The 26,316-nt window shown below is 57.8% G+C and carries 26 protein-coding genes; 20 read left to right on the forward strand and 6 right to left on the reverse strand.

Going from position 1 to position 26,316, the window contains the following annotated elements; genetic code table 11:
• Positions 1-8: 8 nt before the first annotated feature.
• Both EDB95_RS13370 and EDB95_RS13375 read left to right on the forward strand, forming a co-directional pair.
• Positions 9-761: a YdeI/OmpD-associated family protein gene (locus EDB95_RS13370; protein WP_133994306.1), complete on the forward strand. Its 753-nt coding sequence runs from the start codon at positions 9-11 to the stop codon at positions 759-761.
• Positions 762-827: 66 nt separating this feature from the next.
• Complete coding sequence (locus tag EDB95_RS13375) at positions 828-1,280, forward strand: class IV adenylate cyclase (RefSeq protein ID WP_162852586.1); 453 nt, start codon at positions 828-830, stop codon at positions 1,278-1,280.
• Between the two features lie 3 nt (positions 1,281-1,283).
• Here the strand turns inward: EDB95_RS13375 and EDB95_RS13380 are convergent, their stop codons facing one another.
• Together EDB95_RS13380 and dnaG are read right to left on the reverse strand one after the other, a co-directional pair.
• Positions 1,284-2,000, reverse strand: coding sequence for a phosphatase PAP2 family protein (locus tag EDB95_RS13380; RefSeq protein ID WP_133994308.1), 717 nt, complete (start codon positions 1,998-2,000; stop codon positions 1,284-1,286).
• 4 nt (positions 2,001-2,004) lie between these two features.
• Positions 2,005-3,993, reverse strand: a complete 1,989-nt coding sequence (dnaG, locus tag EDB95_RS13385; RefSeq protein ID WP_133994309.1) for a DNA primase — start codon at positions 3,991-3,993, stop codon at positions 2,005-2,007.
• Between the two features lie 313 nt (positions 3,994-4,306).
• On the opposite strand from dnaG, the gene EDB95_RS13390 reads away from it, so the two are divergent.
• The 14 genes from EDB95_RS13390 (at position 4,307) to EDB95_RS13455 (ending at position 17,872) form a co-directional block, all read left to right on the forward strand.
• Positions 4,307-5,356, forward strand: coding sequence for a lipid A-modifier LpxR family protein (locus EDB95_RS13390; RefSeq protein ID WP_133994310.1), 1,050 nt, complete (start codon positions 4,307-4,309; stop codon positions 5,354-5,356).
• 35 nt (positions 5,357-5,391) lie between these two features.
• Positions 5,392-5,997, forward strand: a complete 606-nt coding sequence (locus EDB95_RS13395; RefSeq protein ID WP_133994311.1) for a TetR/AcrR family transcriptional regulator — start codon at positions 5,392-5,394, stop codon at positions 5,995-5,997.
• Between the two features lie 24 nt (positions 5,998-6,021).
• Positions 6,022-6,768: an AraC family transcriptional regulator gene (locus EDB95_RS13400; protein ID WP_133994312.1), complete on the forward strand. Its 747-nt coding sequence runs from the start codon at positions 6,022-6,024 to the stop codon at positions 6,766-6,768.
• Between the two features lie 192 nt (positions 6,769-6,960).
• Positions 6,961-8,148, forward strand: coding sequence for a serine palmitoyltransferase (gene spt, locus EDB95_RS13405; RefSeq protein ID WP_246073624.1), 1,188 nt, complete (start codon positions 6,961-6,963; stop codon positions 8,146-8,148).
• Positions 8,145-9,266, forward strand: coding sequence for a GNAT family N-acetyltransferase (locus EDB95_RS13410; RefSeq protein WP_133994313.1), 1,122 nt, complete (start codon positions 8,145-8,147; stop codon positions 9,264-9,266). Before spt ends, EDB95_RS13410 begins: the two co-directional genes overlap by 4 nt.
• Complete coding sequence (locus EDB95_RS13415; RefSeq protein WP_133994314.1) at positions 9,263-10,243, forward strand: NAD-dependent epimerase/dehydratase family protein; 981 nt, start codon at positions 9,263-9,265, stop codon at positions 10,241-10,243. Before EDB95_RS13410 ends, EDB95_RS13415 begins: the two co-directional genes overlap by 4 nt.
• Positions 10,244-10,275: 32 nt before the next feature.
• The gene (locus tag EDB95_RS13420; RefSeq protein ID WP_133994315.1) at positions 10,276-11,640 is read left to right on the forward strand and encodes an inositol-3-phosphate synthase; all 1,365 of its coding nucleotides are present in this window, start codon (positions 10,276-10,278) and stop codon (positions 11,638-11,640) included.
• Positions 11,637-12,113, forward strand: a complete 477-nt coding sequence (locus EDB95_RS13425) for a phosphatidylglycerophosphatase A family protein (protein ID WP_133994316.1) — start codon at positions 11,637-11,639, stop codon at positions 12,111-12,113. Before EDB95_RS13420 ends, EDB95_RS13425 begins: the two co-directional genes overlap by 4 nt.
• An 8-nt stretch (positions 12,114-12,121) precedes the next feature.
• The gene (locus tag EDB95_RS13430; protein WP_162852587.1) at positions 12,122-12,481 is read left to right on the forward strand and encodes a GtrA family protein; all 360 of its coding nucleotides are present in this window, start codon (positions 12,122-12,124) and stop codon (positions 12,479-12,481) included.
• Between the two features lie 4 nt (positions 12,482-12,485).
• Positions 12,486-15,044, forward strand: coding sequence for a DUF5686 and carboxypeptidase-like regulatory domain-containing protein (locus EDB95_RS13435; protein WP_133994318.1), 2,559 nt, complete (start codon positions 12,486-12,488; stop codon positions 15,042-15,044).
• A gap of 11 nt (positions 15,045-15,055) precedes the next feature.
• Positions 15,056-15,802, forward strand: a complete 747-nt coding sequence (locus EDB95_RS13440; protein ID WP_133994319.1) for a CDP-alcohol phosphatidyltransferase family protein — start codon at positions 15,056-15,058, stop codon at positions 15,800-15,802.
• 44 nt (positions 15,803-15,846) lie between these two features.
• Positions 15,847-16,302 carry a DUF4833 domain-containing protein gene (locus tag EDB95_RS13445; protein WP_246073625.1) on the forward strand — a complete coding sequence of 152 codons (456 nt, stop codon included), beginning with the start codon at positions 15,847-15,849 and terminating at the stop codon, positions 16,300-16,302.
• Between the two features lie 5 nt (positions 16,303-16,307).
• Positions 16,308-16,958: a sterol desaturase family protein gene (locus tag EDB95_RS13450; RefSeq protein ID WP_133994321.1), complete on the forward strand. Its 651-nt coding sequence runs from the start codon at positions 16,308-16,310 to the stop codon at positions 16,956-16,958.
• On the forward strand, positions 16,958-17,872 hold the full coding sequence (locus EDB95_RS13455; RefSeq protein WP_246073626.1) for a phosphatase PAP2 family protein: 915 nt from the start codon (positions 16,958-16,960) through the stop codon (positions 17,870-17,872). Before EDB95_RS13450 ends, EDB95_RS13455 begins: the two co-directional genes overlap by 1 nt.
• On the opposite strand, the gene EDB95_RS13460 is transcribed toward EDB95_RS13455, so the two are convergent.
• Together EDB95_RS13460 and EDB95_RS13465 are read right to left on the reverse strand one after the other, a co-directional pair.
• Complete coding sequence (locus tag EDB95_RS13460) at positions 17,869-18,204, reverse strand: HigA family addiction module antitoxin (protein ID WP_133994322.1); 336 nt, start codon at positions 18,202-18,204, stop codon at positions 17,869-17,871. The genes EDB95_RS13455 and EDB95_RS13460 overlap by 4 nt on opposite strands.
• Positions 18,205-18,206: 2 nt before the next feature.
• The gene (locus EDB95_RS13465; RefSeq protein ID WP_133994323.1) at positions 18,207-18,503 is read right to left on the reverse strand and encodes a type II toxin-antitoxin system RelE/ParE family toxin; all 297 of its coding nucleotides are present in this window, start codon (positions 18,501-18,503) and stop codon (positions 18,207-18,209) included.
• A gap of 79 nt (positions 18,504-18,582) precedes the next feature.
• On the opposite strand from EDB95_RS13465, the gene EDB95_RS13470 reads away from it, so the two are divergent.
• Positions 18,583-19,761 (forward strand): acetyl-CoA C-acyltransferase, encoded by a 1,179-nt coding sequence (locus EDB95_RS13470; RefSeq protein ID WP_133994324.1) that lies wholly within the window; start codon positions 18,583-18,585, stop codon positions 19,759-19,761.
• A 51-nt stretch (positions 19,762-19,812) separates the two neighbouring features.
• On the opposite strand, the gene EDB95_RS13475 is transcribed toward EDB95_RS13470, so the two are convergent.
• Complete coding sequence (locus EDB95_RS13475; protein ID WP_133994325.1) at positions 19,813-20,373, reverse strand: STM3941 family protein; 561 nt, start codon at positions 20,371-20,373, stop codon at positions 19,813-19,815.
• A 49-nt stretch (positions 20,374-20,422) separates the two neighbouring features.
• Positions 20,423-21,643 (reverse strand): sensor histidine kinase, encoded by a 1,221-nt coding sequence (locus EDB95_RS13480; RefSeq protein WP_133994326.1) that lies wholly within the window; start codon positions 21,641-21,643, stop codon positions 20,423-20,425.
• 38 nt (positions 21,644-21,681) lie between these two features.
• Here EDB95_RS13480 and EDB95_RS13485 point away from each other — a divergent pair, with 38 nt between their 5' ends.
• The 3 genes from EDB95_RS13485 to EDB95_RS13495 all read left to right on the forward strand — a co-directional run bounded on the left by EDB95_RS13485 (position 21,682) and on the right by EDB95_RS13495 (position 26,310).
• Positions 21,682-23,955, forward strand: coding sequence for a GH92 family glycosyl hydrolase (locus tag EDB95_RS13485; protein ID WP_133994327.1), 2,274 nt, complete (start codon positions 21,682-21,684; stop codon positions 23,953-23,955).
• Positions 23,956-24,021: 66 nt separating this feature from the next.
• The gene (gene acpP / locus EDB95_RS13490; protein WP_133994328.1) at positions 24,022-24,273 is read left to right on the forward strand and encodes an acyl carrier protein; all 252 of its coding nucleotides are present in this window, start codon (positions 24,022-24,024) and stop codon (positions 24,271-24,273) included.
• 9 nt (positions 24,274-24,282) lie between these two features.
• A complete protein-coding gene (locus tag EDB95_RS13495; RefSeq protein ID WP_246073629.1) occupies positions 24,283-26,310 on the forward strand; it encodes a menaquinone biosynthesis decarboxylase in 2,028 nt (675 codons plus the stop codon).
• Positions 26,311-26,316: the final 6 nt, after the last annotated feature.

The following is a 26,316-nucleotide window of genomic DNA, read 5'->3' on the forward strand; positions in this document are numbered from 1 at the left end:
GTTGTCGCATGTCGCAAACGTTGTTTGAAAAACTGCAACTCAAAGACGAAAAGAATCTTTTGATCCAGGGCCTTCCCTCCTCTATTGAGAAACAATTTGTCAAGCTGGCTTTTGCTAAAAACGTAACGCCTCTGCTGAGGATGAAAAAGATCGATTTCGCATTGGTCTTTGCCATCAACCATCAGCAACTGCAGGCGATTCTTAAAGACGTCCTCCCCGCGCTCCAACCCCATGCGAAATTGTGGATCGCTTATCCCAAAGCGGCCTCCAAGATCGCCAGCGACCTGAACCGCGATTGCAGTTGGAACTGCCTTTGCGATCACGGGTATGCCATTGCCTGGTCGGAGCCCCTGGACCATGTGTGGACGGCGCTTCGCTTTGCGAGGGCCGAGTGCCCGGAGAAGGCAGCCGCCGCTGCTGCGCTTCCCGCCGGGATTCCGGTGGAAAGCCGCCCTGCCGCCCCGGCCCGCGCCGGTGTCGCTGCGAGCAGTGCTGCCGTCACCGCGGCCCGCGCCGCCGCAGCCACTGCTACCGCGGAAGCCCAGGTGGGCAAGCGCACCGTCGCCCTCCCGCAGGACCTCGAACACATATTCACCCTGCACCCGAAGGCAAAAGATTTTTTCGACACCCTGCCGTACACCCATAAGAAGGAGTACGTACGCTGGATCACCGAAGCCAAACGCGAAGACACCCGCAAACGGCGACTGGACGCCGCCCTCGAAAAGCTCCGGGCCGGCAAAAAGAACCCCACTGAGAAATAGACTATGCAACATCTTACAGCATTAAAAGCCCGACTCGACCGACTGGAACCGATACGGGCTTTTTTAATGGAACATCAGGCCCGCCTGGTGACGACCGATGTCCAAAAGGATACTTACTTCCACGTACCCAACGGAAAGCTCAAGCTAAGACGGGGAACCATCGAAAACGCGCTGATCTTTAAAGAAAAGATGGGCCCACTCGATCCCGGCGCCGGGGATCCGGGGTATTTCGCTCTGGAAACCGCCGGTGCGCAACTCCTGGATGATATACTGGACAAGGCCCTGGGCACCAATGTCGTCGTCGAGAAGAAACGGGAGATCTATTTCATCGACAACGTCAAATTCCACCTGGATGAGGTCAAAGGCCTGGGGTGTTTTGTCGAGATCGAGGCGGTGGACGTGGACGATTCCGCCACGGAAGAAGAACTCGCGGCCCAGTGTTGCCAATTTCGCGAGGCGCTGGGCATTCGCGAGGAGGACCTGCTGACGCGGTCGTATAGCGATCTGGGGCAGCGCTAGACCTTATGCGGCCGCGCTACTGCCGGCTACCGCGGCACTGCCGGCCGCCACGCCACCGCCGGCCGCCCGTTTCCGCCACCGCCGGGGCAGCGACCGCTCCCCGATCCACAGCGCCGCCAGCGTGGCCAGCACACCGATGATGGCCCCCCCGTACACGTCCTTGAAGAAGTGCTCCGCCAGGTACATCCTGGAGTAACCTACCGAGCACGCCCACACGAACAACAGCACCGACCAGGTCCACACCCGCCGGGGCGCCAGCAGGTACAGCAGCGTCAACGCGATGCTAAAGGCCGTGATGGTATGCCCGGAAGGGAAGCTGTTGTAGGTCCACAACTCGACCCCGGGGACGTGGTGCAGGACGTCCGGCGTGGACGCGAAAAAGGTCACCGGCCGGGGTTCCTTGTTAAAGAATTCGCTTTTCAGGACCTGCGAGAGCAGGGAGGGGAGGGCGAAGGCCAGGAAGGCGAGCCAGCCCCAGCGGATGGCGGCGGCTTTACCAAGTTTCCGGCGTGCATAAACGATGAGCAGGACGATGATCGCGATATGCGCCCCCCCATCCCCCCAATTCGTCCACCACGGCATCACCGCATCCCCGAACGGGGAATAGTGCCCGTTGACGGCCAGCAGCAGGTCTGCTTTGGAATAGGTCGCCAGGAGCCAGGCACCGACGATAATAAACACGAGAAAAAGAATAAGAAAGGGGCGGGTCTTTGCGAACATACGGTCATTTAAGGATCACGGTGCCGAGCCGGCGGGTGAGTTCTATTTCCAGGTCTTTGAGGTGGCGGTGGGTTTCCTTGAGCAGGGTCAGCTCGTCGGGGGTATGGGGTTTTTCCATGTCCTTCTGGTTTTCCCGCATCATCTTTTTGATCTTTTTGAGCTGCATATAGGTCACGGTGGAGCGTACTTCCTCCTTGTAGCGTTCCTGGTCGGCTGCTTCTTCCTTGACGACATAGTCTTTGCCGAGGTACTTGAGGTATCCGTCCTTGATGGTGTTGTAATTCAGGTCGGCATCGCGGGTGTGCCAGCGATCGCTGAGCTGGTGATTGGTGTCGGTAAGACCGATGACAAGGCTGCTGACGCCGGGGTCCTGGTGGTAGAGGAAGGTCCGCATGTCCGGTTGTGCACCGGAACGGTAGAGTTCCTTGTAGAGGTGCAGGACGTGGAAGAGGTCCTTGTTGTCAAACAGCTCGGCGTCGTCGAAGTGGGCAAAAATAAACTCGGCCACGGCCCCGTCCTCGTCGAGGTGTTTGCTCCCGTATTCCAGGAGACAGCGGATGAGGGCGCGTTCGTTGGCTTCTTCCTTGTTGAGGAGGTCGAAGGCATCGGCGTCCCCGGCGGCGGGTGCCTCGGGTGCGACCGCCGAAGGCTCCGAAGCTTGACGAGCTTCCAGCTTCCCGACCTTCTCCCGGATATGCTTGTTGACAAGGGCATTCAACCCCGCCTCGTCGATCTTCAGGAGCTCCGAGCTGCGCCGGATATAGTCCTGCTGGCGGGTAAAGTCTTCGGCCTTGTTGATCCGGGCGAGCGTTTCGGCGATCTGGTTGACGACGGCGGCCTTTTTCCGGGGATCGTCCCCGGCGTCTTTGAGGGCGACGTCCAGTTGAAAGAAGACAAAATCCTTTTTGTTGGCGACCACGAACTCCCGGAAGCGCTCGGGGCCCACCTTGCGGACATAGCTGTCGGGGTCTTCCTTGTCGGGGATCAGGACGAGGCTGACCTGGAGCCTTTCCTCCAGGGCCATGTCGAGCCCCCTCAGGGCGGCCTTTATCCCCGCGGCATCGCCGTCATAAACGATGGTCAGGTTGTCCGTATATTTTTTGATCAGCCGGAGCTGGTCCTGTGTCAGTGACGTTCCCCCGCTCGCGACCACGTTTTCCACCCCGGCCTGGTGGAGCGAAATGACGTCGGTATAGCCTTCCACCAGGAGACATTCGTCCTGGCGGTCGATCGCCTGGCGGGCAAAGTACAACCCGTAGAGGAGCTTGCTTTTGACATAGATCTCGTTCTCCGGGGTGTTGATGTATTTGGGGGAGCGGTCGTTCGTGCGGATCTGCCGGGCACCGAACCCCAGGATTTTCCCGGACGGGTTGTGCACCGGGAAGATGATCCTCCCCCTGTAGTTGTCGTAGAGTTGTTCGTTCCTCAGGACCGAAAGACCGCTGCGCTGGAGGAGCTCGGGGTTGAACTGGGCGGCCACGGCGGTTTTGGAGAAGGCATCCCGGCTTTCCATACAGTACCCGAGCTGGAACTTCCGGATGATGTCGGCCCGGAACCCCCTTTCCTCCAGGTAGGACATGCCCACCGCCTGCCCTTCCTCGGTCTCTTCCAGGGTTTTGGAAAAATATTTCTGGGCGTACTGGTTGAGGATAAAAAGGCTTTCGGATACCTGTTGCCGTTGCTGGTATTCGGGGGAGGTTTCGGTTTCCGCCACCTCGATCCCATATCGGTTGGCCAGCCAGCGGAGGGCTTCCACGTACGAATACTTCTCGTGTTCCATCAGGAACCCGATCGTATTCCCACTCCGCCCGCAGCCAAAACATTTATAGATTTCCTTGGCGGGGGAGACGGTAAAGGAAGGCGTCTTCTCGTTGTGGAAGGGGCAAAGTCCCAGGTAGTTGGCGCCCCTTTTTTTGAGTTTTACAAATTCCCCGACGACGTCGAGGATGTCGATACGGTTTTGTATCTGTTGTATGGTCTCCTGGGTGATCATGCGCTCCGGCCCGAATGTACGTGTTTTAGGAGTTGCGGCAGCGGACTAGCGGACAATTTAGTCCGCTGCCGCAACATCGCTAATGATGGGCCTTCGGCCGGGGCGCCTGTGGCGCCCCATGGGATACGGTCCGTAAAGGACGGTTTGTAATCGGAATGTAAAACTTATCCAAAGTGTTTAACCGTATTGTTAAAGTGTTATAATTTTACATCTGAATTCATCCCGCCAACTACGCCCTCTTCTGGCCCCGACGTTTAGGATCCCAGCCACCAGTCGACGCACTTTTTCCAAACACAAATTCAAAAGATTGGTTATGAAACAGTTCTACCTCATTTTGGGGTTGCTGGCGGGAATCGTATGGCCTCACCAAAACGCACAGGCACAAGACGCCAAAACAACCTCCCCCGTATTAAGAATTTACGAAGACGACGACTTCTTTAACATCCGCGGCATTGGTACCGACGAAGGGTACACCAACGGCTCCCGGATCGACTACTTCTATGCCAAACGCCACCGGGACCGGCTGGCGGACCGCTGGCTGATGCCCTCGGCGGGCAGGGGCAGTGTCAATACATACGAATGGGGCATCATGGAGGTCATGTACACCCCGAACAACCTGAAGATCAAGGACTATATGCCCAACAATTACCCGTATTCGGGTGCCCTTTTCCTGGTCCACGACAAACTCTCGTATAACCCGGTGACCAAACTGAGCTTCCAGACCGAACTGGTGATGGGCGTCATGGGGCCCATCGCGGCGGCAGGCCCCATCCAGTCCTGGTTCCACGGACTGATCCACTACCAGAAGCCGATGGGTTGGAACAACCAGTTGCCCAACGACCTGTTGCTCAACGAAGACCTGACGGTGGAAAAGGAGATCCTGCATGTCGGCCGTGGGCTGGAATGGTTTGCGGGCACCACCGGTTATTTTGGGACCATGCTGGACGGAGGCGCCGTGTACAGCACCGTGAGGGTAGGGTGGATGAACCCCTATTTTGACGGGTGGGCAGCCCAGTTTCAGGGCAAAAAACCCCGCAAAATGGACGTTTGGGCAGGCCCGAGACATGGAGCGCCCCGCCGGGCCCAGTTTTACATTTTTGGCTCGCCCCGGGCGGAATGGACCGCGTATAACGCGTTGCTGGAAGGGGGTGTTTTATCTAAAACATTGAATCACAATGATGTCGCAAAGATCGATGGGTACGCGGACAACCTCAAAAGGGGCGTGGCGGAAATCGACTACGGCTGGGTGATCGTCTATAGAGGCATCACCGCCAGCTACACCCAAAAGACCGCCAGCGCAACGATGAAAGGAATGGGGATGCACGAAGTTGGAAATCTAGCTTTTTTATTTACCTTGCATTAACAAGTTGGTTAAACATATCTGCTAAAGGAGGGACCATGGACCAGAATACCGAGGACATCATCCGGGCCTCCGCCCGGAAAGTATTCACCGAAAAGGGATTTTCGGGGACGCGCATGCAGGACATTGCGGACAAGGCCGGGATCAACCGGGCCTTGTTGCATTACTATTTCCGGTCCAAGGAAAAGTTGTTCGAGGTGATTTTTGACGAAGCCTTCAACCGGTTCCTGACGACCGTACAACCCATCATGGTGGCGGACATCCCCCTGTTTGAGAAGATCGAACAACTGGTCGAGGCGGAAATATCGCTTTGCGAGGCCAACCCCTGCAACGCGATGTTCATCATGCACGAGATGATGCAGAACCCGGCCATCATGGAGCGGCGCAACGTGGGGAAGCTGTATAAAGTTTTCCTCGATAACTTTTCGGCGGCCCTTCAGGAAGAACACAAGGCGGGGCATGTCGTCAAAATCGACGCGGAACAACTGTTCCTGCACATCATTTCGCTCATCCTTTTCCCGTTTATCGGTAAGGCCTACCTGCAAAAAGCGTTTGACATGGACGAGGAAGGATATTGGAAAATGATCCAGCGGCGCAAAAAAGAGGTGGCGCGGTTTGTGATCAATGCGATAAAAGTGTGTTAATTTTCTGTAACTTGTAGTGTGAATATGCTGAGTATAGAACAGGCTATTGCGGACTTCGAGGGCCAGTGGAAAGAGAAGGCCCGCAATGACTATTTTGCCGTTTTTCTCACGAAAAATACGCTGACGATCGCATCCCCCCGGACGGTCCGGGACCTGACTCATGTCGGTACGGACGCCTCGGCGGCGGGGATCGTCTTTACCCGTCAATACCTGGCGCGTATCGGTGTGCTGGAGGAACAAATACCCGCGTTTGATTTTCCCCCGCACCTGATGTTGGAGCAACAGGAAGCGGATGCGCTGGCATCCCTGTTGCACCTGTTGAAGCACAAAAGCCAGGAACAAAAGGACAAGCCTTACACCGATGAAGTGATCCGGCATCACTTCCTGGCGTTTTTGTACGAGCTGGCGTCGCTTTGCCGCGTACGCACGGGCAGGAAGATGAAAAGAACCAGGAAGGAAGAGCTGCACGTGCGTTTTCATCACTTGCTGAACGACCACGTCAGGGAGGAGCGGAGCGTCCGGTTTTATGCCGCAAAACTTTTCGTCACCCCCAAATACCTGACCGAAACGGTCAAGGAAGTGTCGGGCAAAACGGCAGGGGAACTGATCGACGAGATGGTGATGCGCGAGGCCAAACGCCTGTTGGGCGACCCGGCGTTGTCGGTCAACGACATTGCGGGGGAGCTGCACTTCAGCGACCAGTTTTTTTTCCGTAAATTTTTCAAGAGACACGAGGGGCTCACGCCATCGGAGTTCAGGAGAGCGATATAGTTTGTTTGCCGACATTTGGACATAATTAGAGGAGAAAAAGACATGGGTGGATCAACGGGTTTTTGCGACCTTTGCGATCTCAACCTGTGGTCCGGCCCCTACGGGGCCCCCCTCCCAACCCAACGGCTGCAACACCATTTGTTCATTTTGCTTAAGGAGGAGCTATTCATGCAGAAAAATCTACTAGAAAGGGTGTCACAATGGAAGGACGCCGAGCTGACCCGGGCCGCGGGCCTTTATCCTTACTTCCGGATGATCGAGTCGGGACAAGATACCGAAGTGATCCTGGAAGGGAAGCGGGTGCTGATGTTCGGCTCCAACTCCTACCTGGGGCTGACCAACCATCCCAAAATTCTCGAAGCGGCCAAACAGGCGCTCGACAAATACGGTTCGGGCTGCGCCGGTTCAAGGTTCCTGAACGGCAGCCTGGACATACACCATGAGCTGGAGGACCGGCTGGCCGCCTATGTCGGCAAAGAATCCGCCCTGCTGTTCAGCACCGGGTTCCAGACCAACCTCGGGGTGTTGTCGGGTTTTACCGGCCGCCAGGACTACCTGATCCTTGACGAGTCCGACCATGCGTCGATCATCGACGGGAGCCGTCTTTCTTTTTCCCGCACCGTCAAGTACGCCCATAACGATATGAACGACCTGGAGCGGAGGCTGAAGGGGCTTCCGGAGGACGTCATCAAACTGATTTCGGTGGACGGCATCTTCAGCATGGAGGGGGACATCGTGAACCTCCCCGTGATCGTGGAGCTGGCCGAGAAATACGGTGCCAACATCATGGTCGACGACGCGCACAGCCTGGGGGTCCTGGGGACCCTGGGGGCGGGGACGGCCGACCACTTCGGGCTGACCGACAAGGTGGACCTGATCATGGGCACCTTTAGCAAGTCGCTGGCCTCCCTGGGCGGTTTTGTCGCCGGGGATTTTGTCGCCATCGATTTTCTCAAACACCGGGCACGGTCGCTGATCTTCAGCGCCAGCATGCCCCCGGCCAATGTCGCCAGTGTGCTCGCCGCCCTGGACATCATCCAGGCGGAACCGGAGCGCATCGAGAAACTGTGGGACAATACACGGTATGCCCTTTCGCTGATCAAGGACGAAGGATTTTATACGGGTCATACCCAAAGCCCCATCATCCCGATCTATGTCGGGGATAACCAAAAGACCTTCCAGCTGACCCGCCGGCTCCAGGACGAGGGCATCTTTGTCAACCCGGTCGTTTCCCCGGCCGTGGCCTCCGAAGATACCCTGATCCGTTTCTCGCTGATGGCGACCCATACGTACGCCCAGATCGAGGAGGCGGTGGAGAAGCTCTCCAAGGCCGCGAGCGACCTGAACATCCAGTTTATTCCAAAAAGCCAAGCTATATGATCGAAGTAGTACCCGCTGAGGGGTCAAAGGGCATGAAAGCCTTCGTCGACTTTCCGCATACGCTGTATGCAGGGGAACCCAACTATGTTCCCGAGCTCTTTATCGCCCAGCGGGACCTGCTGACCCCCGGCAAACATCCGTTCCACGAGAACGCCGAGATACAGAAGTTCCTGGCCTACGAGGACGGTAAACCGGTGGGGCGGATCGCCGCGATTTTCAACCGGAACCACAACGCCTTCAACCAGGCGAGCGACGGGTTCTTTGGCTTTTTTGACGTGATCGACAGCCAGCCGGTGGCAGATGCTTTGCTGAAGGCAGCGGCTGGGTGGGTGAAGGGCAAGGGGGCCACGACGTTTATCGGACCCGTCAACCCGTCTACGAACGAGACCTGCGGGTTGCTCATCGAGGGTTTTGACCAGCCCCCCGTGGCCATGATGACCTTTAACAAACCGTACTATGCCCGTTTGCTGGAAAACGCCGGTCTGGGTAAAAAGGTGGACCTGCTGGCCTGGTGGATCGACCGCGAAAGCAGAAATGACCGGACGGTGCGGCTCCTGGATTCCCTGGAGCAGCGCCTGACCCGCCACGGGATCACCATCCGGCCGGTCCGCGTTAAAGATTTTGCTAAAGAAGCGGCTGCGCTCCGGGAGGTCTACAATAAGGCCTGGGACAAGAACCTGGGTTTTGTACCGATGACGGAAAATGAATTCAATTACCTGGCCAAGGACCTGAAAATGCTCCTGGACCCGAAGCTTTGCCTGCTGGCGGAGCACGAGGGCAAGGTCGTGGGTTTTGCCCTGGCGATCCCGGACATCAACCAGATCCTGATCAAGGTCCGTCGCGGCCGCCTGCTCCCCTTCGGGATCATCAAGCTGCTCACCGGTATGAAAAAGATCAAGAGCATTCGCGTACTGGCGCTGGGCGTGGTGGACGGCTACCGCAAGCTGGGGATAGAGGCCTGTTTTTATGCCTACATCATCAAGCGCGGCCTGGAACGCGGGATGCAGGGCGCGGAAGCCTCCTGGATACTCGAACACAACGACCTGATGAATAAAGGCATTGAGAGTGTGAACGGCAAAGTATACAAGAAGTACAGGATTTACGAGAAAGCGATATGAAAGTACTGATCACGGGCGCCAGTGGGTTTGTAGGATACCATTTGATTGAATCGGCGCTCGCCCGGGGACTCGACGTCACCGCGGGGATCAGGCAAAGTAGTCAGGTCGGTCATTTGTCTGGTTTGGCGATCCGGTACGCCACCCTGGACCTGGCCCGAAAGGATCAGCTGGCCGAAGAACTGGACAAAGGAGGCTACGATTTTATCATCCATGCGGCGGGGGCCACCAAGGCGCCCACGCAGGAAGCCTACGACGCCGCCAACGCGGCGTCCACGGAAAACCTGGCGGAAGCGGCCCGGACCGCGCTGCCGAACTTGAAAAAACTGGTCTTTCTTTCCAGCCTTGCGGCCATAGGGCCGCTGGGCAACCGGGAGGAAGCCATTACAGAAGATACCCAACCCAACCCAGTTACTGCCTACGGCAGGAGCAAACTCCTCGCCGAGCGCAGATTGGCCATTCAACCCCTACCATGGCTGGTACTACGGCCGACGGCCGTCTACGGACCCCGTGACAAGGACATCTTTATCCTCCTGCGTCTGATCCGCAGGGGATGGGAGCCCTACATCGGGAAAGCCCCGCAGCGTCTCAGCTTCGTCTATGTCAAAGACTTGTCGGACCTCGCCGTGCACGCGCTCTTTACCGAGCATACGCACCGGTTCTACAACGTCACCGACGGACGCGCTTATGACCGCTACGAGCTTGCCGGGATCGTCAAGGCCTATTTCCACCGCCGCACCCTGAAGTTCTTTGTCCCCGTGCCTCTTGTCAAAATCATTGCCACCGGCTTGGAGCGCGTGTATGAGCGGAGACACAAGTCCCCCGCCCTGAACCGCGAAAAGCTACAGGAGCTGACTGCCCCCAATTGGGTGTGCAGGATCGACTCCGCCCGGCGCGAGCTGGGTTTCTGGCCGGACTATGACCTCAAGAACGGGCTCGAAGAGACCTTAGAGTGGTACCTAAGAAACGGCTGGCTGTAATTAGATCTGTCATTAACGTTTAAAAGCACTATATGAGTAATCTCAATGGTAAGGCCGGGGTGTCTCCGGCCCGTGGTAAACTGGGCATCCTCATCCCGGGTCTTGGCGCCGTCGCCACGACCCTGATCGCCGGCGTGGCCGCTGTTCGCAAAGGAGCCCCTTCGGGCCCGGACGGCAAGCCGAGTCAACCTTTCGGGTCTTTGACCCAGATGGGGCACATCCGTCTCGGGAAAAGAACGGACAACCGCTACCCGAAAATAAAGGACTTCGTCCCCCTGGCCGACCTGAACGACATTGTCTTCGGCGGCTGGGACCTTTATGAGGACAACGTCTACGAGGCGGCCAGCAAGGCCAGGGTGTTGGAGCAGCCCTTGCTCGACTCCGTAAAGGACGAGCTGGAAGCCATCCAGCCCATGAAGGCGGTGTTTGACCGGAGCTATGTCACCAACCTGGATGGTAAAAACGTAAAGACGGGCGCCTCCAAATGGGACCTGGCCCAACAGGTGATCGCCGACATCGAAGCGTTCCGCAAAGCCACGGGCGTCGACCGTCTGGTGGTCCTGTGGTGTGGTTCGACGGAAAAGTATATCGAGGCCGTGGATGTCCACCAAACCATCGAAAGCTTCGAGCAGGGGCTTCGCGAGAACCATTCGCTCATCGCGCCCAGCATGATCTATGCTTACGCGGCGGTGTCCCAGGGGATCCCCTTTGTCAACGGGGCGCCCAACCTGACCTGTGACATCCCCGCCATGGTGGCCCTCGCCAAAAAGACCGAGACACCCATCGCGGGCAAGGACTTCAAGACGGGACAAACCCTGATGAAGACGATCCTCGCCCCCGGTCTCCAGGCCCGGGCGCTCGGGGTACGGGGCTGGTTCTCCACCAACATCCTCGGCAACCGCGACGGGTATGTCCTCGACCACCCGGACAACTTCCGCACCAAGGAAGTCTCCAAGCTGGGTGTCCTCGAAGACATCCTGAGACCCGACCTGCACCCGGAGCTGTACGGTGACCTGTACCACAAGATCCGGATCAACTATTATCCTCCGCACGGCGACAACAAGGAAAGCTGGGACAACATCGACATCTTCGGATGGCTGGGGTATACCATGCAGATCAAGATCAACTTTCTCTGCCGGGACTCCATCTTAGCCGCCCCGGTGGCGCTGGACCTCGCCCTGTTCTCCGACCTCGCCAAGCGCGCGGGTATGTACGGCATCCAGGAATGGCTGTCGTTCTACCTGAAGTCTCCCCAGACCGCACCGGGGCTGCACCCGGACAACGATATCTTCAGGCAGCTCATCAAGCTGCAGAATACCCTGAGGCATATCATGGGTGAGGATCTGATCACCCACCTGGGTTTGGATTATTACCAGGAGCTGGCCGAAATTTTATGAGCCGCCGGCTCCGGGCGCAAAAATTTGTCGCCTCCGTAGGCGGCCTTGGATATATTCTGAAAAAAGGAGGCGCGACCCTGGCCGCTGCCGTGGCCGCCCTCCTTTTATATGGTTTTTCGCTTACCCCCGCGGGTGCCGCGGTTTCCTTTCGATGGCTCTGGTTGCCCCTGTTCACGCTTGCGCTCACTTTCTTAGGCATCTGGTCCGGGAACGGGGTCGAGGCGGTATGGGGCGAGGACAGTCCGAAAGCAGTCCTGGACGAGGTGGTGGGGATGTATGTAGCGGTGTTGTTCCACCCCCTAGGGTGGAAAACCATCCTGCCGGGTTTTGTGCTTTTCCGGGTGTTGGACATCTGGAAGCCGCTGGGGATCCGGAAGACGGAGGCGCTGCCCGGGGGATGGGGGGTGATGGTGGATGATATAGTGGCGGGGATTTACGCAAACGTGGTGTTGAGTTTATGTTTACTTATATAAAAGCAAATATGGCGGCCATCGCGGCGTCGCTGGTGGACTTTCTGGTCTTCGGCCTCCTGGTGCATACCGGGTGGATGAAGGTAGGGCCGGCCACCGCCACGGGCATGGTCTGCGGGGGCATCCTGGCCTTTGTGATGGGCCGGACCTGGGTGTTTGACGCCCGGCAGGGTGCGGCCCTGGGGCAAGGGATCCGGTACGGCCTGGTGTGGATAGGAAACATCGTCCTGAGCACCCTTTTGGTCAAGGCTTTGGCTGTGCATGTACATTATATGGTTGCACGGGTGGGCGTGTCCGTTGTGATGGGGCTGACGTACAGCTACTTTATGCAACGGTGGTTCGTGTTCCCACACGGAGCGACAAAACGATAGAAGAATGAAGTATTGGAGACGAATCATAAGACTGGCCGCCGGCATCCTCTGGACCTCGATCACTTCCGGACCGGAGGTCTTTGCCCAGACGGTGGTCCGGGGCGATATAAAAGACGCCTCCACGGGACAGCCCGTAGAGGATGTGAGCGTGTATTTCAAAGGCGGGAACGGGGTTCTGTCCAAAACGGACGGCACTTTTGTCCTGACCACCGCCAATACAAAACTGGCGACGGTACAGTTTTCCCACGTCGGGTATACCACGGTGACCCGGACGATCGCCCCGGGCAAGGACCAGACGGTCAGCGTCCAACTGGCTTTGGCAGGGCAATTGCAGAATATCGTGATTACGGCAAGGGGCAAAGGGAAATACCGCAACAAGGGGAACCCCGCCGTGGAGCTGATCCGCAAGGTGATCGACCACAAGGCGGTCAACAGGGTGGGGTCCTACCAATACCTGCAATACCAGGAATACGAAAAGATGGAGTGCTCGCTGACCAAACAGCCGGAGAAACTCATGAACAGCAAATTGTTCAAGAATTTCAAGTTCATGTTCGAGAACCGGGACACGACCATCCTTCCGGGCAAGGCCCTTTTGCCCATCTACCTGGAGGAAACCGCCTATCAGCGGTATTTCCGGAAGGACCCCGGGAAAGAGAAAAGCTATGTTCTGTCGAAGCGGGAAGTGAATTACGGGGAATACCTGGATATGCGGGGGATCAAAAACTACCTGAACCGGTTGTACATGCCCGTGGATGTGTATGACAACAATATTGCGCTGTTGTCTACCCAGTTTATGAGCCCCATTGCCGACCTCGCGCCCACCTTTTACCTGTTTTATATACAGGACACGACCGAGGTGGACGGGATCAGGCTGGTGCGGATGAACTTTTATCCCCGCAACCCCAACGACCTGCTGTTCAAAGGGACCCTTTGGATCACCCTGGACGGGCAGTACGCCATACAGAAGGTGGACTTTGGCGTGAGCAAGTACGCCAACCTCAACTGGGCGAGGGATGTCCATATCCGGCAAAACTTTGAGCGCGGGACAGACCAGCGCTACCACATCAAGTACAGCGAGATCCTCGCCGAGTTTTCGCTGCTGAAAAGCTCCTCCGGGGGGATCATGGGCGAGCGCGCGGTGACCTACTCGAACTATGTCATCAATCAGCCCGCCCCGGACAGCGTCTACAAAGGTCCTTCCGAGGTGGTCCTGGCCGCGGCGCCCGCACAGACGGACAGCGTCCTGTACGCGGCCCGGGGGAAGGCGTTGTCGCCGGTCGAGGCCAGGATCTACACCAACATCGACAGCCTTCAGAACATGAAGTCCTTTAAACGGACCCTGGACTATGCCACCCTTCTGCTGGCGGGGTACAAACGCTCCGGTCCCTGGTTCGAGGTGGGGCCCGTCAGCGCCTTTTACAGCTTTAACCCGGTAGAAGGCTTCCGTTTAAGGTTCGGGGGGCGGTCGCTACCGTCCCTGAGCAAGACGTTTTATACCGAGACCTACGTGGCCTATGGTTTTAAGGACCAGCAGGTCAAGTACTTCCTAAGCGCCACTTACGCCCTGAACCACCGGACGATCTACGACTATCCCTTTAACTATATCCAGGCCAGCTTTCAGCACGATACCAAGATACCGGGCCAGGACCTGCAGTTCGTACAGGAGGACAACTTCCTGTTGAGCTTCAAACGGGGGGACAACAACAAATGGTTGTATAACGACATCTTCAAGCTCAATTATGTGCGGGAATTTGGCCGGGGCCTGTCGTACAACTTCGGGTTCAAGTACTGGAAACAGGTACCCGCGGGCGACATCGACTATGAAAAGGTAGAGGCCGTGGATTCCATGGACATCCCTTATGTGACCACCGCCGAACTCTCGGCGGACTTCCGCTGGGCGCCCAACGAACAGTTTTACCAGGGCAAGGTCTACCGGATCCCGATCTTTAACAAGTATCCTATTTTCGAAATAAAATATTCCCAGGGCATCAAGGGGCTCGCCGGGGGGCAATACAACTACGGGAACCTGTGGGGGAGCGCCTATAAACGCTTTTACCTCGGGCAGCTCGGGTACTCCGACGTGACCCTCGAAGGCGGCTATATCCTGGGGAAAATCCCCTTCCCCCTCCTCGACATCCACCGCGCCAACCAAACCTACGCCTACCAGCTCAACTCGTATAACCTCATGGATTTTATGGAGTTTGTGAGCGACCACTACGGCGCGCTCAACGTCGACCAGAACTTCGGGGGCTTCTTTTTTAACAAGATACCCCTCCTCAAAAGGCTGCGGCTCCGGGAAGTGGGCAGCGCCAAGATCCTGTTTGGCGGCATCCGGGACGAAAACAACCCCGACAAAACCCCCGGGTTGTTCAAGTTCCCGACCTATGCCACCGGCGATCCCAGCACCTATTCCCTGGACGGCCGGCCCTATATCGAGGTCAGCGGGGGGATCGGCAACATCTTTAAGGTCGTGCGCGTGGACTATGTCCGCCGCCTGACCTACCTGAGTCATCCCTTCGTCGACCAGTGGGGGATTCGCGTACGTACCAAATTTGAATTTTAACTTTGTGCAGCATGGCATACTCAACAACACCTAGCACCCTCCCCGTTTCCCGCCGCCTCGGCGCGCGCGACAGCATCCAAAAGGGGATTTACGCCGTCATCAACCCCTTTGTCAAAGGGCTGATCCGCATCGGTTTCACCCCCAACGTGGTGACCACCGTCGGGTTTCTTTTGAACATAGGCGTCGCCGTTATCTTTATCATAGGCGCCGAGGAAGGCAACCGCGGAGACCTCTCCTACGTCGGCTGGGCCGGTGGCCTGGTCCTTTTCGCGGGACTTTTCGACATGCTCGACGGGCAGGTCGCCCGCCTGGGGAATATGAGCTCCACCTTTGGCGCCCTCTACGACTCCGTACTGGACCGGTACAGCGAGCTCGTCATGTTTCTCGGGATCTGTTACTACCTCGTCGCCCACCACTATTTCCTGAGCTCCCTGTTCTCCTTCCTGGCCCTCATCGGGTCCATGATGGTCAGCTACACCCGCGCCCGGAGCGAGGGTCTCGGCATCCAGAACAAGGGCGGCCTCATGCAGCGCCCCGAGCGCGTCATCCTCGTGGGCCTGTCCGCCATCGCCTGCGGGACCACCGCCCACTTTATCGGCGGCGACTACAAATGGTACGTCAGCGGGATCCGCTGGCACCTCTTTGAAACGATGTCCATCTTTACGATACCGCTTACCGTGATGGCCGTACTGACAAACATTACCGCCATCAAGCGGCTGGTGGCCGCCAAGGCGGCGTTGGAGGAGGCAGGACGATGATCCCGGCATTATTTTTACTACTGAGCCTGATCCCCGTAGATTCGATGCCCACCCCCACGGGCAACCCCAAACAATTGTTCTACCTCCAGCGCACCCCCAACACCAACACCATTGTGATCGAGCTCAACGACAAGGACGGCGTGCCCAACCCGGACAACCCCGTCCACGTTTTCTGGCTGCGGTACCAGGAACAGGGGCAAAGACAGGAATTAAACTACATACAGCGTACCTTTGCCTACGGGATCAAATCCAGGCGGATGGGGCCGGAAAAGTACGAGCTCCACTTCGTGTCCTACAAGAAGTATTCGATGTACCTGATCAAGGCGGCGGATCATCAATACCATGTTTTTGCCGACCTCAACGGGCGCGTGATCATCCTCCACCGGATCTATCTGGAGATCCGGGGCGGGTCCTTCTGGACACCCCACGTGGAGTATGTGGAACTAAAAGGGATCGACCCCGCGAACGGCAAGGACGTGGTGGGCAGGATCAAAATCTGAACAACATGAAACGCAACTACATTTCCAATTCGACGGAGTCGACCCGCATGTTCAAGGCCGGCTGGATGGAGGCCCTGAGCAAGGTGCCCTTCTTTGTACCGTTGATCATCTACATACCGGTGGTGGGGTATTTCCTCTATCGTTCCTTCGCTGCGGGAGCGGGGCTGCCCTCGGTGGCCGGATTTTTTGCGCTGGGGCTCCTGGCCTGGACGATCGCCGAATACATCCTGCACCGGTTCGTGTTCCACTACCAGCCGGGCTCGAAGTGGGGACAGCGGCTGCACTTTATTTTCCACGGAGTGCACCACGACTATCCCCGGGACGCGCTCCGGCTGGTGATGCCGCCCTCGGCCAGCATCCCCCTGGCCTTTGGGTTTTATTTCCTGTTCCGCATGTTCTTCGTTGCAGCGCATTTATACGCCTTCTTTCCGGGTTTTGTCACGGGCTACCTCGTATACGACATGATGCACTACGCCATGCACCACGCCAACTTCAAAAGCGGGTGGTTCAAACGCATCAAACAACACCACATGCTGCATCACTACGACGACATGTCCAAGGGCTACGGCGTCAGCTCCGTGCTTTGGGACAAGATTTTTCACTCCGATTTTCCCAAAATGGGCCCCGAAGGGGCCGTACGGCAAAAGAAAGCATAGTGGCCTTTTTTCCAAAAACATCCGTCAAAGCCGGCGCGCGCGCCATGGCCATCGCCGTCGCATACCTCTTGCTGGCAACACTTCTCGTCGGGTTTAAACCGGAACAGGTCGGGTTGTCCGTTTTCTGCCTCGCCCTGTTTTTTGTCAGCACCGGCACCCGGCAATTCCTGTTCGCCTTTGGCGCCTTTATCGTCTTCTGGGTGTTGTTCGACTTTATGAAGGCGCTGCCGAACTATGCCGTCAGCCCGGTGCATATCCGGGACCTTTATGAGGCCGACAAACGCCTGTTCCACGTCGGCGGGTTGTCGTACAACGAATACTGGGCCGCGCATACCAGCACCCCGCTCGACCTGGCCACGGGGTTTGCCTATCTCTGCTGGATGCCGGTGCCCCTGGGGTTCGGGATTTATTTATTCGCGCGTAAACGGGCCTTTGTCGTCCCCTTTGCGCTGACCTTCCTTTGGGTCAACCTCCTGGGGTTCGTCATCTACTATACTTTCCCGGCGGCCCCGCCCTGGTACGTGCAGTTGCACGGTTTCGACCTCAACCTCCATACCCCGGGGAACACCGCCGGTCTGCACCGTTTTGACCTCTTCTTTGGCATCCACCTGTTCGAAGGATTGTATGCCAAAAGCTCCAACGTGTTTGCAGCCATGCCGTCCCTCCACGCGGCGTATCCCCTGGTGACGCTGTATTACGGCCTGAAAAGCCGGGCCGGCTGGATCAACGTTTTCCTGGGGCTGGTCGTACTCGGTATCTGGTTTGCGGCGGTGTATACCAGCCACCACTATGTGCTGGATGTGCTGGCGGGGATTGGGTGTGCCGTGGTGGGGATATTTTTTTGGGAAAAGGGGTTGATGCGGTCGGGGCGGTTTCGCAGGTTTTTAGCCGGTTATCAGGAACGGGTGGCCTAAGCCACGGATTTCTTTTTCCGGGTACGCGTTTTGTCCTTTGCCATCAATGACCGGAGTATGGTCAGGTCATAGGAATTTTGAAGCCGTAACCAGGTTTCGGCAGATATATCGAGCAGGTGTTGCAGTTTCAATGCGAGCAAAGGGGATATGTTGCGCTTCCCTTTAAACAGCTCGCTGAGGTGGCCCGGCTGTATCCCCAGGGATTTTGCGACTTCCATTTTAACCAGCTTGCGCGCTTCAATTTCGTCCTTCAAAATTTCGCCGGGATGTACGGCAACGGGGGAATGGATGATTTGTTTGTTGGTTCCTACAATGACGTGTTGGTTTTCCATAACTAATGATAATCGGTGAGTTCGTGGATCTCTACGATTTCCTTTGCGATCTTCAGTACGAGCCTGTATCGGTCGTTCACCCGGATACTGTGCATTCCCCGGAATCTTTCCTCTTTCGTCAGCGCTTCGAAATGCAGGCTTTTGAAGGCGGTCAACTCGATGGCGTGCGTAGCTTCCTTTAGAACCGCGATCTTTCTTATAAAGCTTCGGATCACCTCCTTTCCAAAAACCGGCTTCCCGGTTTCTCTTCCACTTCTATACAACACTTCCAGGCTAGCGTTTCTAAATACGACTTCCATGGTACATGGAATTTTTACCAAAATTAGGTAAATTTAAATATACTAACAAGTGTTATCTTTACCCCTCAAACCCAAAAGAATGGCACAAAAAGAAGTCTTCATCATAGGCACCGCCCGCACCCCCATCGGCAGTTTTAACGGCGCCCTGGCGTCCGTACCGGCGCCCCGGCTGGGAGCCGTGGCCATCAAGGCCGCGCTGGAAAGGGCGGGGGTGGACCCCGGGCAGGTTCGGGAAGTATTTATGGGGAACGTGCTCCCGGCGAACATAGGGCAGGCCCCGGCCAACCAGGCCAGTATTTTCGCGGGGATTCCTACGTCGGTCCCCTGTACCACGGTGAATAAGGTCTGCGCTTCGGGGATGAAGGCCATCATGACCGGCACCCAGGGCATCCTGCTCGGGGACGTCAACGTGGTGGTGGCCGGTGGGATGGAGAGCATGTCCAACGTGCCGTATTACCTCGATAAAGCCCGGAACGGCTACCGGATGGGACACGGGCAGGTGATCGACGGGATGTTGAAGGACGGGCTCTGGGACCCCTATAAAGATTATGCGATGGGAAATGCGGGGGAACTTTGCAGTACGAAATACGGGTTGACCCGCGAGCTGCAGGACGCTTACGCCATAAAAAGCTACGAACGTGCGGCCGATGCTTATGCCAAAGGCTACTTCGCAGAAGAGCTGACCCCGGTGGAGGTAGCCGGGAAGGAACCCATCACCGTGAGGGAGGACGAAGAGTACAAACGGGTCAAATTCGACAAGATACCCACCTTGAAACCGGCGTTTACAAAGGACGGCGCCATCACGGCGGCCAACGCGTCCAAGATCAACGACGGGGCTGCTGCCGTCGTTCTGGCGGATGCAGAGACGGTCAAAAAGAACGGCTGGAAACCGCTGGCTAAAATCGTGTCTTATGCAGACGCCAGTCAGGATCCCGAATGGTTTACCACGACGCCGACCCTGGCGATGCTTCGTGCCCTCCAAAAAGCGGGGCTGAAAACGGAAGACATTGACGTTTTCGAGATCAATGAAGCCTTTAGCTGCGTGGCGATGGCCAACGCCAAGGATATGGGGATTCCCTTTCAAAAGCTCAACGTGTGGGGTGGGGCGGTGGCGCTCGGGCACCCGATCGGTTGCAGCGGGGCACGGATCACCGTGACGCTGTTGAGCATCCTGCGGCAGACGGGCGGGCGTTTCGGCCTGGCCGGTATCTGTAACGGGGGCGGGGGCGCCAGCGCGCTGCTGATCGAGCGGCTCTAGCGCGGCTGGCGGGCGCCAACAATGCGGCTGACCGGGCGCCAAAAATGCGCCTTACCGGGCGCCTGTAAGCCGATAGGCCGCCAGCCTCGTCTCCAGCAACGTAATCAGGCTCCGCAGGTCATAGTCGACCTCGTGTGCCGGTATCTGGATCGGCGAACCGGTTTGTTCGAGCAGGCGCACGAGGACCTTCCGTTTGCCGGTGTTCCGCTGGCGGTCGATGTACAGCTGCGGGTGTTTGACATCGATGGTCAGGTATCGTTTGCCTTTAATCTCAGACTCGCGGATCCCAGAGATGTCGTCCCAGTTGATGAGCCCGTCTCCCGGGGTGCCGGTATGGTCGTAGATGTCCTTGTCCGAAATGATCATTGCGGGGAAAACGGTGGCGATACGGACGGCCATGATGTAGCTGTAGATTCCCCCGGCCACCATGATGGAAACGCCCACGGCTTCGATGATAAAGGGCGTGATCCATTTGGAGTCGAGGAAGGAACCGGGGTCGATGAGGAGGAAAAGACCTATGGCAAAAAAGAGTAATCCCCCGGCCAGGTACCAGGCCAGGTTCTTTTTGTTACGGGCGATTTCGATCGGTGTGTCCTGGGGCATAGCAAGCATTTGATTAGAAATATAAACCATTCGACCGATAAATAAAAGCCCTTGGCGCTCAGGCCCGGTGCCGTAGCGGCAAAAGAAGGGTGAATTCCGCCCCCTCCCCCTCGCGCCCCCGTGCCGTAATCATCCCCCCGTGGGCCTCGACGATCTTTTTGGTGATCGCCAGCCCGATCCCGGTCCCCTCGTATTTGTCCTTGGAATGGAGGCGTTGGAAAAGGTCGAAGATCGTACCGGCGTATTGGGGGTCAAAGCCAATCCCATTGTCGCAAAAGCGGATGCGGACAAAGGTCCCGCGTTCGGACAGGGCGGTGCCGGGGTCGAGGAGCTCCAGGGCCGGCGCGTCAAAGGCCGGACGGGCAATCAGGTCGGCGCTGATCCGGAGCACGGGCGGGACGTCGTCCCGGGTGAACTTCAGGGCGTTCCCAAGGATGTTTTGAAACACCTGCCGGATCTGGCCGGGGAGGACGTCGGCGTCGGGGAGCGGACCCATGAACAGGAAGATCCGCGCCTTTTTCTCCCGGATGACCAGCTCCAGGTCTTCCAGGATGTCGGCCAGAAGGTTTTTCAGGGAGGTCCGTTCAAACGGGACGCCCTGGGTGGGCAGGCTGGCGTAGGCGAGGACGTCGGTGATCAGCGATTGGGTGCGCAGCGCGGAGCGAAGGATCTTGTCGATGTATACCAAACCGCCTTCCTGCAGGTCCGGTCCATACTTGTCTTTGAGCAGTTGGGAGAACAGGAGGATCTTCCGCAAGGGTTCCTGGAGGTCGTGGGAAGCGGTAGACGCAAACTGTTGCAGGTGGTGGTTGCTTTGACGGAGGGCGCGGTTAAGGGTCACCTGTTCCACATAGTTGCTCTTGAGTTGTTGCTCCACGCGCTTTTTCTCCGTGACGTCCGTGATGGTGGCGACGAGACCCTGCGGGTTCCGGACCAGGGCGACTTCCACCCATTTGCCCCGTTCTTCCAGGTAAAGGTCCACTTGCATGGGCCGGTCCCGCTGGAGCGCGGTGGCGTACACCTCGAAAAGGCCGTAAGACCCCAGCATGGGGAGGTCCCTGCGCATCAGGCACCCGGTAAAGTCCAGGCCGGGCCTGTCGAGAAAAACGCCCAGCGCGTGGTTGGCGGTCAAGATAGCAAAGTCGGTTAAACAGCCGCCGGCATCGAACACGGGCCCCAGCGCAAGAATGGGGTGGGGGCAGGCATGAAAGGTGTCCTGCACCATCGCGCCGCCGGTGTCAAGGGCGTTCATAGGATCTTCCTGTGTATATTCTTCCACAATGCGTATTATTGTACCCTCCAAAAAAGAGGTGAAACATGGTTCGTGGTATCGTTCGCATAACGCTGGCCTCGCTGGCCCTATTGTCTTCTGCTCACGCCCAAACGGCGGATCCCGCTTCTTTCGTCAATCCGTTTATCGGCACAGGGGCGGTGGACACCAATAGTCTCTCCGGCAGCAATTTTCCCGGGGCCTGCACGCCCTTCGGTTTCGTACAGCTCAGCCCCGACACCCGGGAAAGCCCCAGCGACCCGGCCAGCGGTTATGATTACAATGATCATTCCATCTTCGGTTTTAGCCACACCCACCTCAGCGGGACGGGGGTAGCCGACCTCTTCGATATATTATGCATGCCCTATACAGGTGAGGTGGTGTGGGAACCCGGCCAATACAAGTCCGACTTCACCCACGACGCAGAAAAGGCCTCCCCGGGTTATTACAGCGTCCTGCTCAAAACGTGGAATACCAAGGTGGAACTGACGGCCACGACGCACGTGGGGTTGCAGCGGTATACGTTCCCCACCGGCACCCGGGGGCACGTCATCATCGACCTCGACCACTCCCTGGACAAAAAGCGTTTTTACTGGCCCTGCAGGATCATCTCCGCCCAGGTCCGGGTGGTCAACGACCATACCATCGAGGGCTACCGCATCATTACCGGCTGGAGCCGGTTGAGAAAGGTCTTTTTCCGCGCGGAATTTTCCCAGCCCTTTGTCAGCGACGCGCTCCTGGAGGGCGGCAAGGTCATGGAAGCGGGCACCGTCGTCAACGGTACCCGTGTCAAGGCCGTGCTGGATTTTAACGCGTCCAAAGACCAGCCCGTGCTGGTCAAGGTCGGGTTGTCCAGCGTCAGCCGGGAAGGCGCCGAACGGAACCTGGAAACGGAGCTCCCCGGCTGGGATTTCGACGCCACCGTGGCCGACGCCCGCGCCGCCTGGAACAAGGAATTGTCCTGCATCAGCGTGGACGGCACCGAGGAACAAAAGCGGATTTTTTATACCGGTTTGTACCATGCTTTTACCCAGCCCAACAACCTCGCCGATGCAGACGGCGCGTATGTAGGCACCGACTTCACCACCCGCAAGGCGGCCGACGGGACGCACTACAGCACCTTTTCGCTTTGGGATACCTACCGGGCGGCCCATCCCCTTTATACCCTCGTACAACCCGAACGCGACGCCGCTTTTATCAATTCCATGCTGCGCCAGTACGAGACGTACGGGTATCTTCCCATCTGGCAGTTGTGGGGGGACGAGACCTATTGTATGATCGGGAACCACGCCATCCCCGTCATCGTGGATGCGTATATGAAGCACCTGCCCGGTATCGACTATGCCAAGGCGTATGCCGCCATCCGCGCTTCTTCGGTCGTTGAACACCCCGGGGCGCCCTTCCGGTTGCTGGATCAATATCATTTTTTCCCCGAAAACAAACAATCCCAGTCCGTCTCGCTGACGCTTGAAGTCGCCTTTGACGACTGGTGTGTTGCCCAGATGGCCAACGCCATGGGCAAGACCGAGGATTACAAATACTTCATGGACCGCGCGGGCAGTTACCGCAACCTGTACGACGCCGACACCCGTTTTTTCCGTGGGCGAAACGCAGACGGCAACTGGGTAAGCCCCTTTGATCCCCTGACCTACGGGGGCAATGGCGGCGCGCCCTATACCGAAGGCAACGCCTGGCAATACTGTTGGTATGTGCCCCAGGACGTGCCGGGCCTGATCCGCCTGCTCGGCGGGGCATCCTCTTTTACCGACAAACTCGACACCTTCTTTACGCTCCAGGCCAAACCCGCGGACGTCAACGGCAATGCCTCCGGCTTTATCGGGCAGGACGCCCACGGCAACGAACCCAGCCACCATACGCCCTACCTCTACGACTATGCCGGTCAGCCCTGGAAGACCCAACTCTATACCGCCCGGATCATGCAGGAGCTCTACAACGACAAGTCCTCCGGCTACGCCGGTAACGAGGACTGCGGGCAGATGAGTTCGTGGTACATCTTCAGCGCCATGGGCTTTTACCCCGTCAACCCCGCCAGCAGCGTCTATTGCTTTGGCTCGCCCCAGCTCCGCAAGGCCGTCATCCGTTTGGCGAACGGTGGCCGGTTTACCGTGCTCGCGCCAAAGGCCGGTGGCAAAAACATCTACATCCAGGCCGTCCGCTTGAACGGAAGCCCTTATCACAAAACCTATATCACCCACAAAGACATCCTGTCCGGGGGCACCCTGGAGTTTGACATGGGGCCCGCGCCCAACAAGAAATGGGGGACGGCGCCGGAGGACGCGCCCGCCGGAAGCGCGTATTAGATTAAATTAATCTTCCCTGGAGGTAACGTGATTTGACTGAGCTTTGCAGTTAAACCGGCATGCGCTATGAACACGACGACAACGGAAACCCTGGAAACCCAGCTTTGGGTATTGATGTCCGAAAAGCTGGGTCTGGAACAGGAGCAGATCAAAATGACCGACTCCTTTGCAGATGACCTGGGGGTTGACTCCCTGGATCTTTTTGCGTTGCTCACCGACGTGGAAAAAGAATTCAGCATCAAGATCCCCGACGAAGAAGCGGAAAAGCTGACGACCGTCAAGGCGCTGGTCAACTATCTGCACGCGCATTTATCGTAGTTTTGCGGGATGGCATATCCCCATCTGCAAGCCTTCATCAAAAGACTGGAAAGCGCGGGCGAACTGGTCCGCATCAACGCATACGTAGACCCCGTCCTGGAAATCGCCGAGATCACCGATCGTGTCAGCAAAAGCAAGGACGGCGGCAAGGCCCTTCTCTTCGAAAACACCGGTACGGCCTTCCCGGTGCTGATGAATGCCTACGGCAGCCAGCGCCGGATGTGTATGGCGCTCGGGGTGGACGACCTCGACGATATTACCCACGAGATAGAAGCTCTTTTTAAGCTCCTGACGAGCCCAAAGGAAGGAATCCTGGACAAGCTGGGCATGTTGCCAAAGTTGAGCCAGTTTGCCTCCTGGATGCCCAAGGTCCGCAAGGGCAGGGGCGCCTGCCAGGAGGTGGTGATGACCGCCCCCGACCTCGGGAAACTGCCCATCATCCAATGCTGGCCCCAGGACGGCGGGCGTTTTGTCACTTTACCCGTCATCCACACCAAAGACCCGGGGACCGGTATCCGCAACGTGGGTATGTACCGGATGCAGGTGTTCGGACCCCTGCTGACCGGGATGCACTGGCACAAACACAAGGTCAGCGCCCGGCACTTTGCCGAATATAAAAAGCTGGGCCGGCGTATGCCCGTGGCCGTTGCCCTGGGCGGCGACCCCGTCTACGCTTATTCCGCCACAGCGCCCTTACCCGAAAACGTAGACGAATACATGCTCGCGGGTTTTTTGCGCAAACGCCAGGTGGAGCTGGTCCGTTGTCTGACCCAGCCCGAACTGGAGGTCCCGGCGGACGCCGACTTTATCATCGAAGGGTATGTCGAACCCGGGGAAGAATTGATATGGGAGGGGCCGTTTGGCGACCATACCGGTTACTACTCCCTGCCCGACTGGTATCCCCGTTTTCACGTTACCGCCATTACCCACCGCAAAGACGCCGTCTATCCCGCGACCATCGTGGGGATTCCCCCGCAGGAAGATGCCTGGCTGGGAAAAGCCACCGAACGTATTTTCCTTGCCCCCATCAAGATGACCCTTGTCCCCGAGATCGTCGATATGGATATGCCCGTCGAAGGCGTTTTCCACAACCTTGTCATCACCCGCATCCGCAAGGACTTCCCGGGCCAGGGGCAAAAGGTCATGAACGCCATGTGGGGGGCCGGGCAGATGATGTTCAACAAAATCCTCGTCCTGACCGACGGGGAGACGCCCCTGAGCGATTATACCGCCCTGGCGCGCTATGTCTTTGCCCACTGCAACGTGGCCACCGACATCGCCTTTAGCGCGGGCCCGATGGACGTGCTCGACCATAGCTGCAACGCCCTTGGTTTTGGCGGGAAAATGTGTATCGACGGGACGGCCAAACAGCCCGAGGAAAGCGATCCGCGGTATGCGTGGGGGCCTCTTTTGGCGGACTACGCCTCCTGGCTTTTTCAGGCGTTCCCTGAAGTCCGGGCCGTAAACGAAGACCTGGTCCGGTTGGGGATTCCGTGTCTGATATTATCTGTGGAAAAAAACAGGGCCGGGCACGTGGCCGACCTTCATACGCGTCTCTGCGCAGACCCCCGGGCCGAGGGGTTGAAGATGATCTTATACGTCGAGCACACCGTCCCCGCAGGGGACCTGGGGGTGGCGCTTTGGCGCCTGTGCAATAACCTTGATCCCAAGCGGGATCACTATCTCGTTGACAGGCCGGCCACTGCGGGCGCCGTCACCGCGGGCCACGTCGCCACCGCGGACCATGCCGCCGCCGCGGGCCACGTCGCCTCCGCGGGCCAAGCTGCCTCCGCGGGCCAAGCTGCCACCGGCGCCACCACGGCCCGTTTCGCCTGCCTGGGCCTGGACGGCACCCTGAAAACCGCCGCCCTGGACGGGTTTACGCGCGACTGGCCCAACATCATCGTCGCCGACGACCAAACGATTGCCTCGGTCGATGCCAAATGGGCGTCGCTGGGGATCGGCGCTTTTATCGCGTCGCCCTCTCTTCGATTTAAGGACCAGATGTATGGGGAGGAAGCGGTGGCGCGCCCCTAAGCGCGG

Source organism: Dinghuibacter silviterrae, assembly GCF_004366355.1.
Classification (GTDB): Bacteria; Bacteroidota; Bacteroidia; order Chitinophagales; family Chitinophagaceae; genus Dinghuibacter; species Dinghuibacter silviterrae.

Excerpts from the sequence above, each read along its gene's own strand:
- EDB95_RS13370 (WP_133994306.1), top strand. The coding sequence starts at position 9 with ATGTCGCAAACGTTGTTTGAAAAACTGCAACTCAAAGACGAAAAGAAT.
- EDB95_RS13375 (WP_162852586.1), top strand. The coding sequence starts at position 828 with ATGGAACATCAGGCCCGCCTGGTGACGACCGATGTCCAAAAGGATACT.
- EDB95_RS13380 (WP_133994308.1), bottom strand. The coding sequence starts at position 2,000 with ATGTTCGCAAAGACCCGCCCCTTTCTTATTCTTTTTCTCGTGTTTATT.
- dnaG (WP_133994309.1), bottom strand. The coding sequence starts at position 3,993 with ATGATCACCCAGGAGACCATACAACAGATACAAAACCGTATCGACATC.
- EDB95_RS13390 (WP_133994310.1), top strand. The coding sequence starts at position 4,307 with ATGAAACAGTTCTACCTCATTTTGGGGTTGCTGGCGGGAATCGTATGG.
- EDB95_RS13395 (WP_133994311.1), top strand. The coding sequence starts at position 5,392 with ATGGACCAGAATACCGAGGACATCATCCGGGCCTCCGCCCGGAAAGTA.
- EDB95_RS13400 (WP_133994312.1), top strand. The coding sequence starts at position 6,022 with ATGCTGAGTATAGAACAGGCTATTGCGGACTTCGAGGGCCAGTGGAAA.
- EDB95_RS13410 (WP_133994313.1), top strand. The coding sequence starts at position 8,145 with ATGATCGAAGTAGTACCCGCTGAGGGGTCAAAGGGCATGAAAGCCTTC.
- EDB95_RS13415 (WP_133994314.1), top strand. The coding sequence starts at position 9,263 with ATGAAAGTACTGATCACGGGCGCCAGTGGGTTTGTAGGATACCATTTG.
- EDB95_RS13420 (WP_133994315.1), top strand. The coding sequence starts at position 10,276 with ATGAGTAATCTCAATGGTAAGGCCGGGGTGTCTCCGGCCCGTGGTAAA.
- EDB95_RS13425 (WP_133994316.1), top strand. The coding sequence starts at position 11,637 with ATGAGCCGCCGGCTCCGGGCGCAAAAATTTGTCGCCTCCGTAGGCGGC.
- EDB95_RS13430 (WP_162852587.1), top strand. The coding sequence starts at position 12,122 with ATGGCGGCCATCGCGGCGTCGCTGGTGGACTTTCTGGTCTTCGGCCTC.
- EDB95_RS13435 (WP_133994318.1), top strand. The coding sequence starts at position 12,486 with ATGAAGTATTGGAGACGAATCATAAGACTGGCCGCCGGCATCCTCTGG.
- EDB95_RS13440 (WP_133994319.1), top strand. The coding sequence starts at position 15,056 with ATGGCATACTCAACAACACCTAGCACCCTCCCCGTTTCCCGCCGCCTC.
- EDB95_RS13445 (WP_246073625.1), top strand. The coding sequence starts at position 15,847 with ATGCCCACCCCCACGGGCAACCCCAAACAATTGTTCTACCTCCAGCGC.
- EDB95_RS13450 (WP_133994321.1), top strand. The coding sequence starts at position 16,308 with ATGAAACGCAACTACATTTCCAATTCGACGGAGTCGACCCGCATGTTC.
- EDB95_RS13460 (WP_133994322.1), bottom strand. The coding sequence starts at position 18,204 with ATGGAAAACCAACACGTCATTGTAGGAACCAACAAACAAATCATCCAT.
- EDB95_RS13465 (WP_133994323.1), bottom strand. The coding sequence starts at position 18,503 with ATGGAAGTCGTATTTAGAAACGCTAGCCTGGAAGTGTTGTATAGAAGT.
- EDB95_RS13470 (WP_133994324.1), top strand. The coding sequence starts at position 18,583 with ATGGCACAAAAAGAAGTCTTCATCATAGGCACCGCCCGCACCCCCATC.
- EDB95_RS13475 (WP_133994325.1), bottom strand. The coding sequence starts at position 20,373 with ATGCTTGCTATGCCCCAGGACACACCGATCGAAATCGCCCGTAACAAA.
- EDB95_RS13485 (WP_133994327.1), top strand. The coding sequence starts at position 21,682 with ATGGTTCGTGGTATCGTTCGCATAACGCTGGCCTCGCTGGCCCTATTG.
- acpP (WP_133994328.1), top strand. The coding sequence starts at position 24,022 with ATGAACACGACGACAACGGAAACCCTGGAAACCCAGCTTTGGGTATTG.
- EDB95_RS13495 (WP_246073629.1), top strand. The coding sequence starts at position 24,283 with ATGGCATATCCCCATCTGCAAGCCTTCATCAAAAGACTGGAAAGCGCG.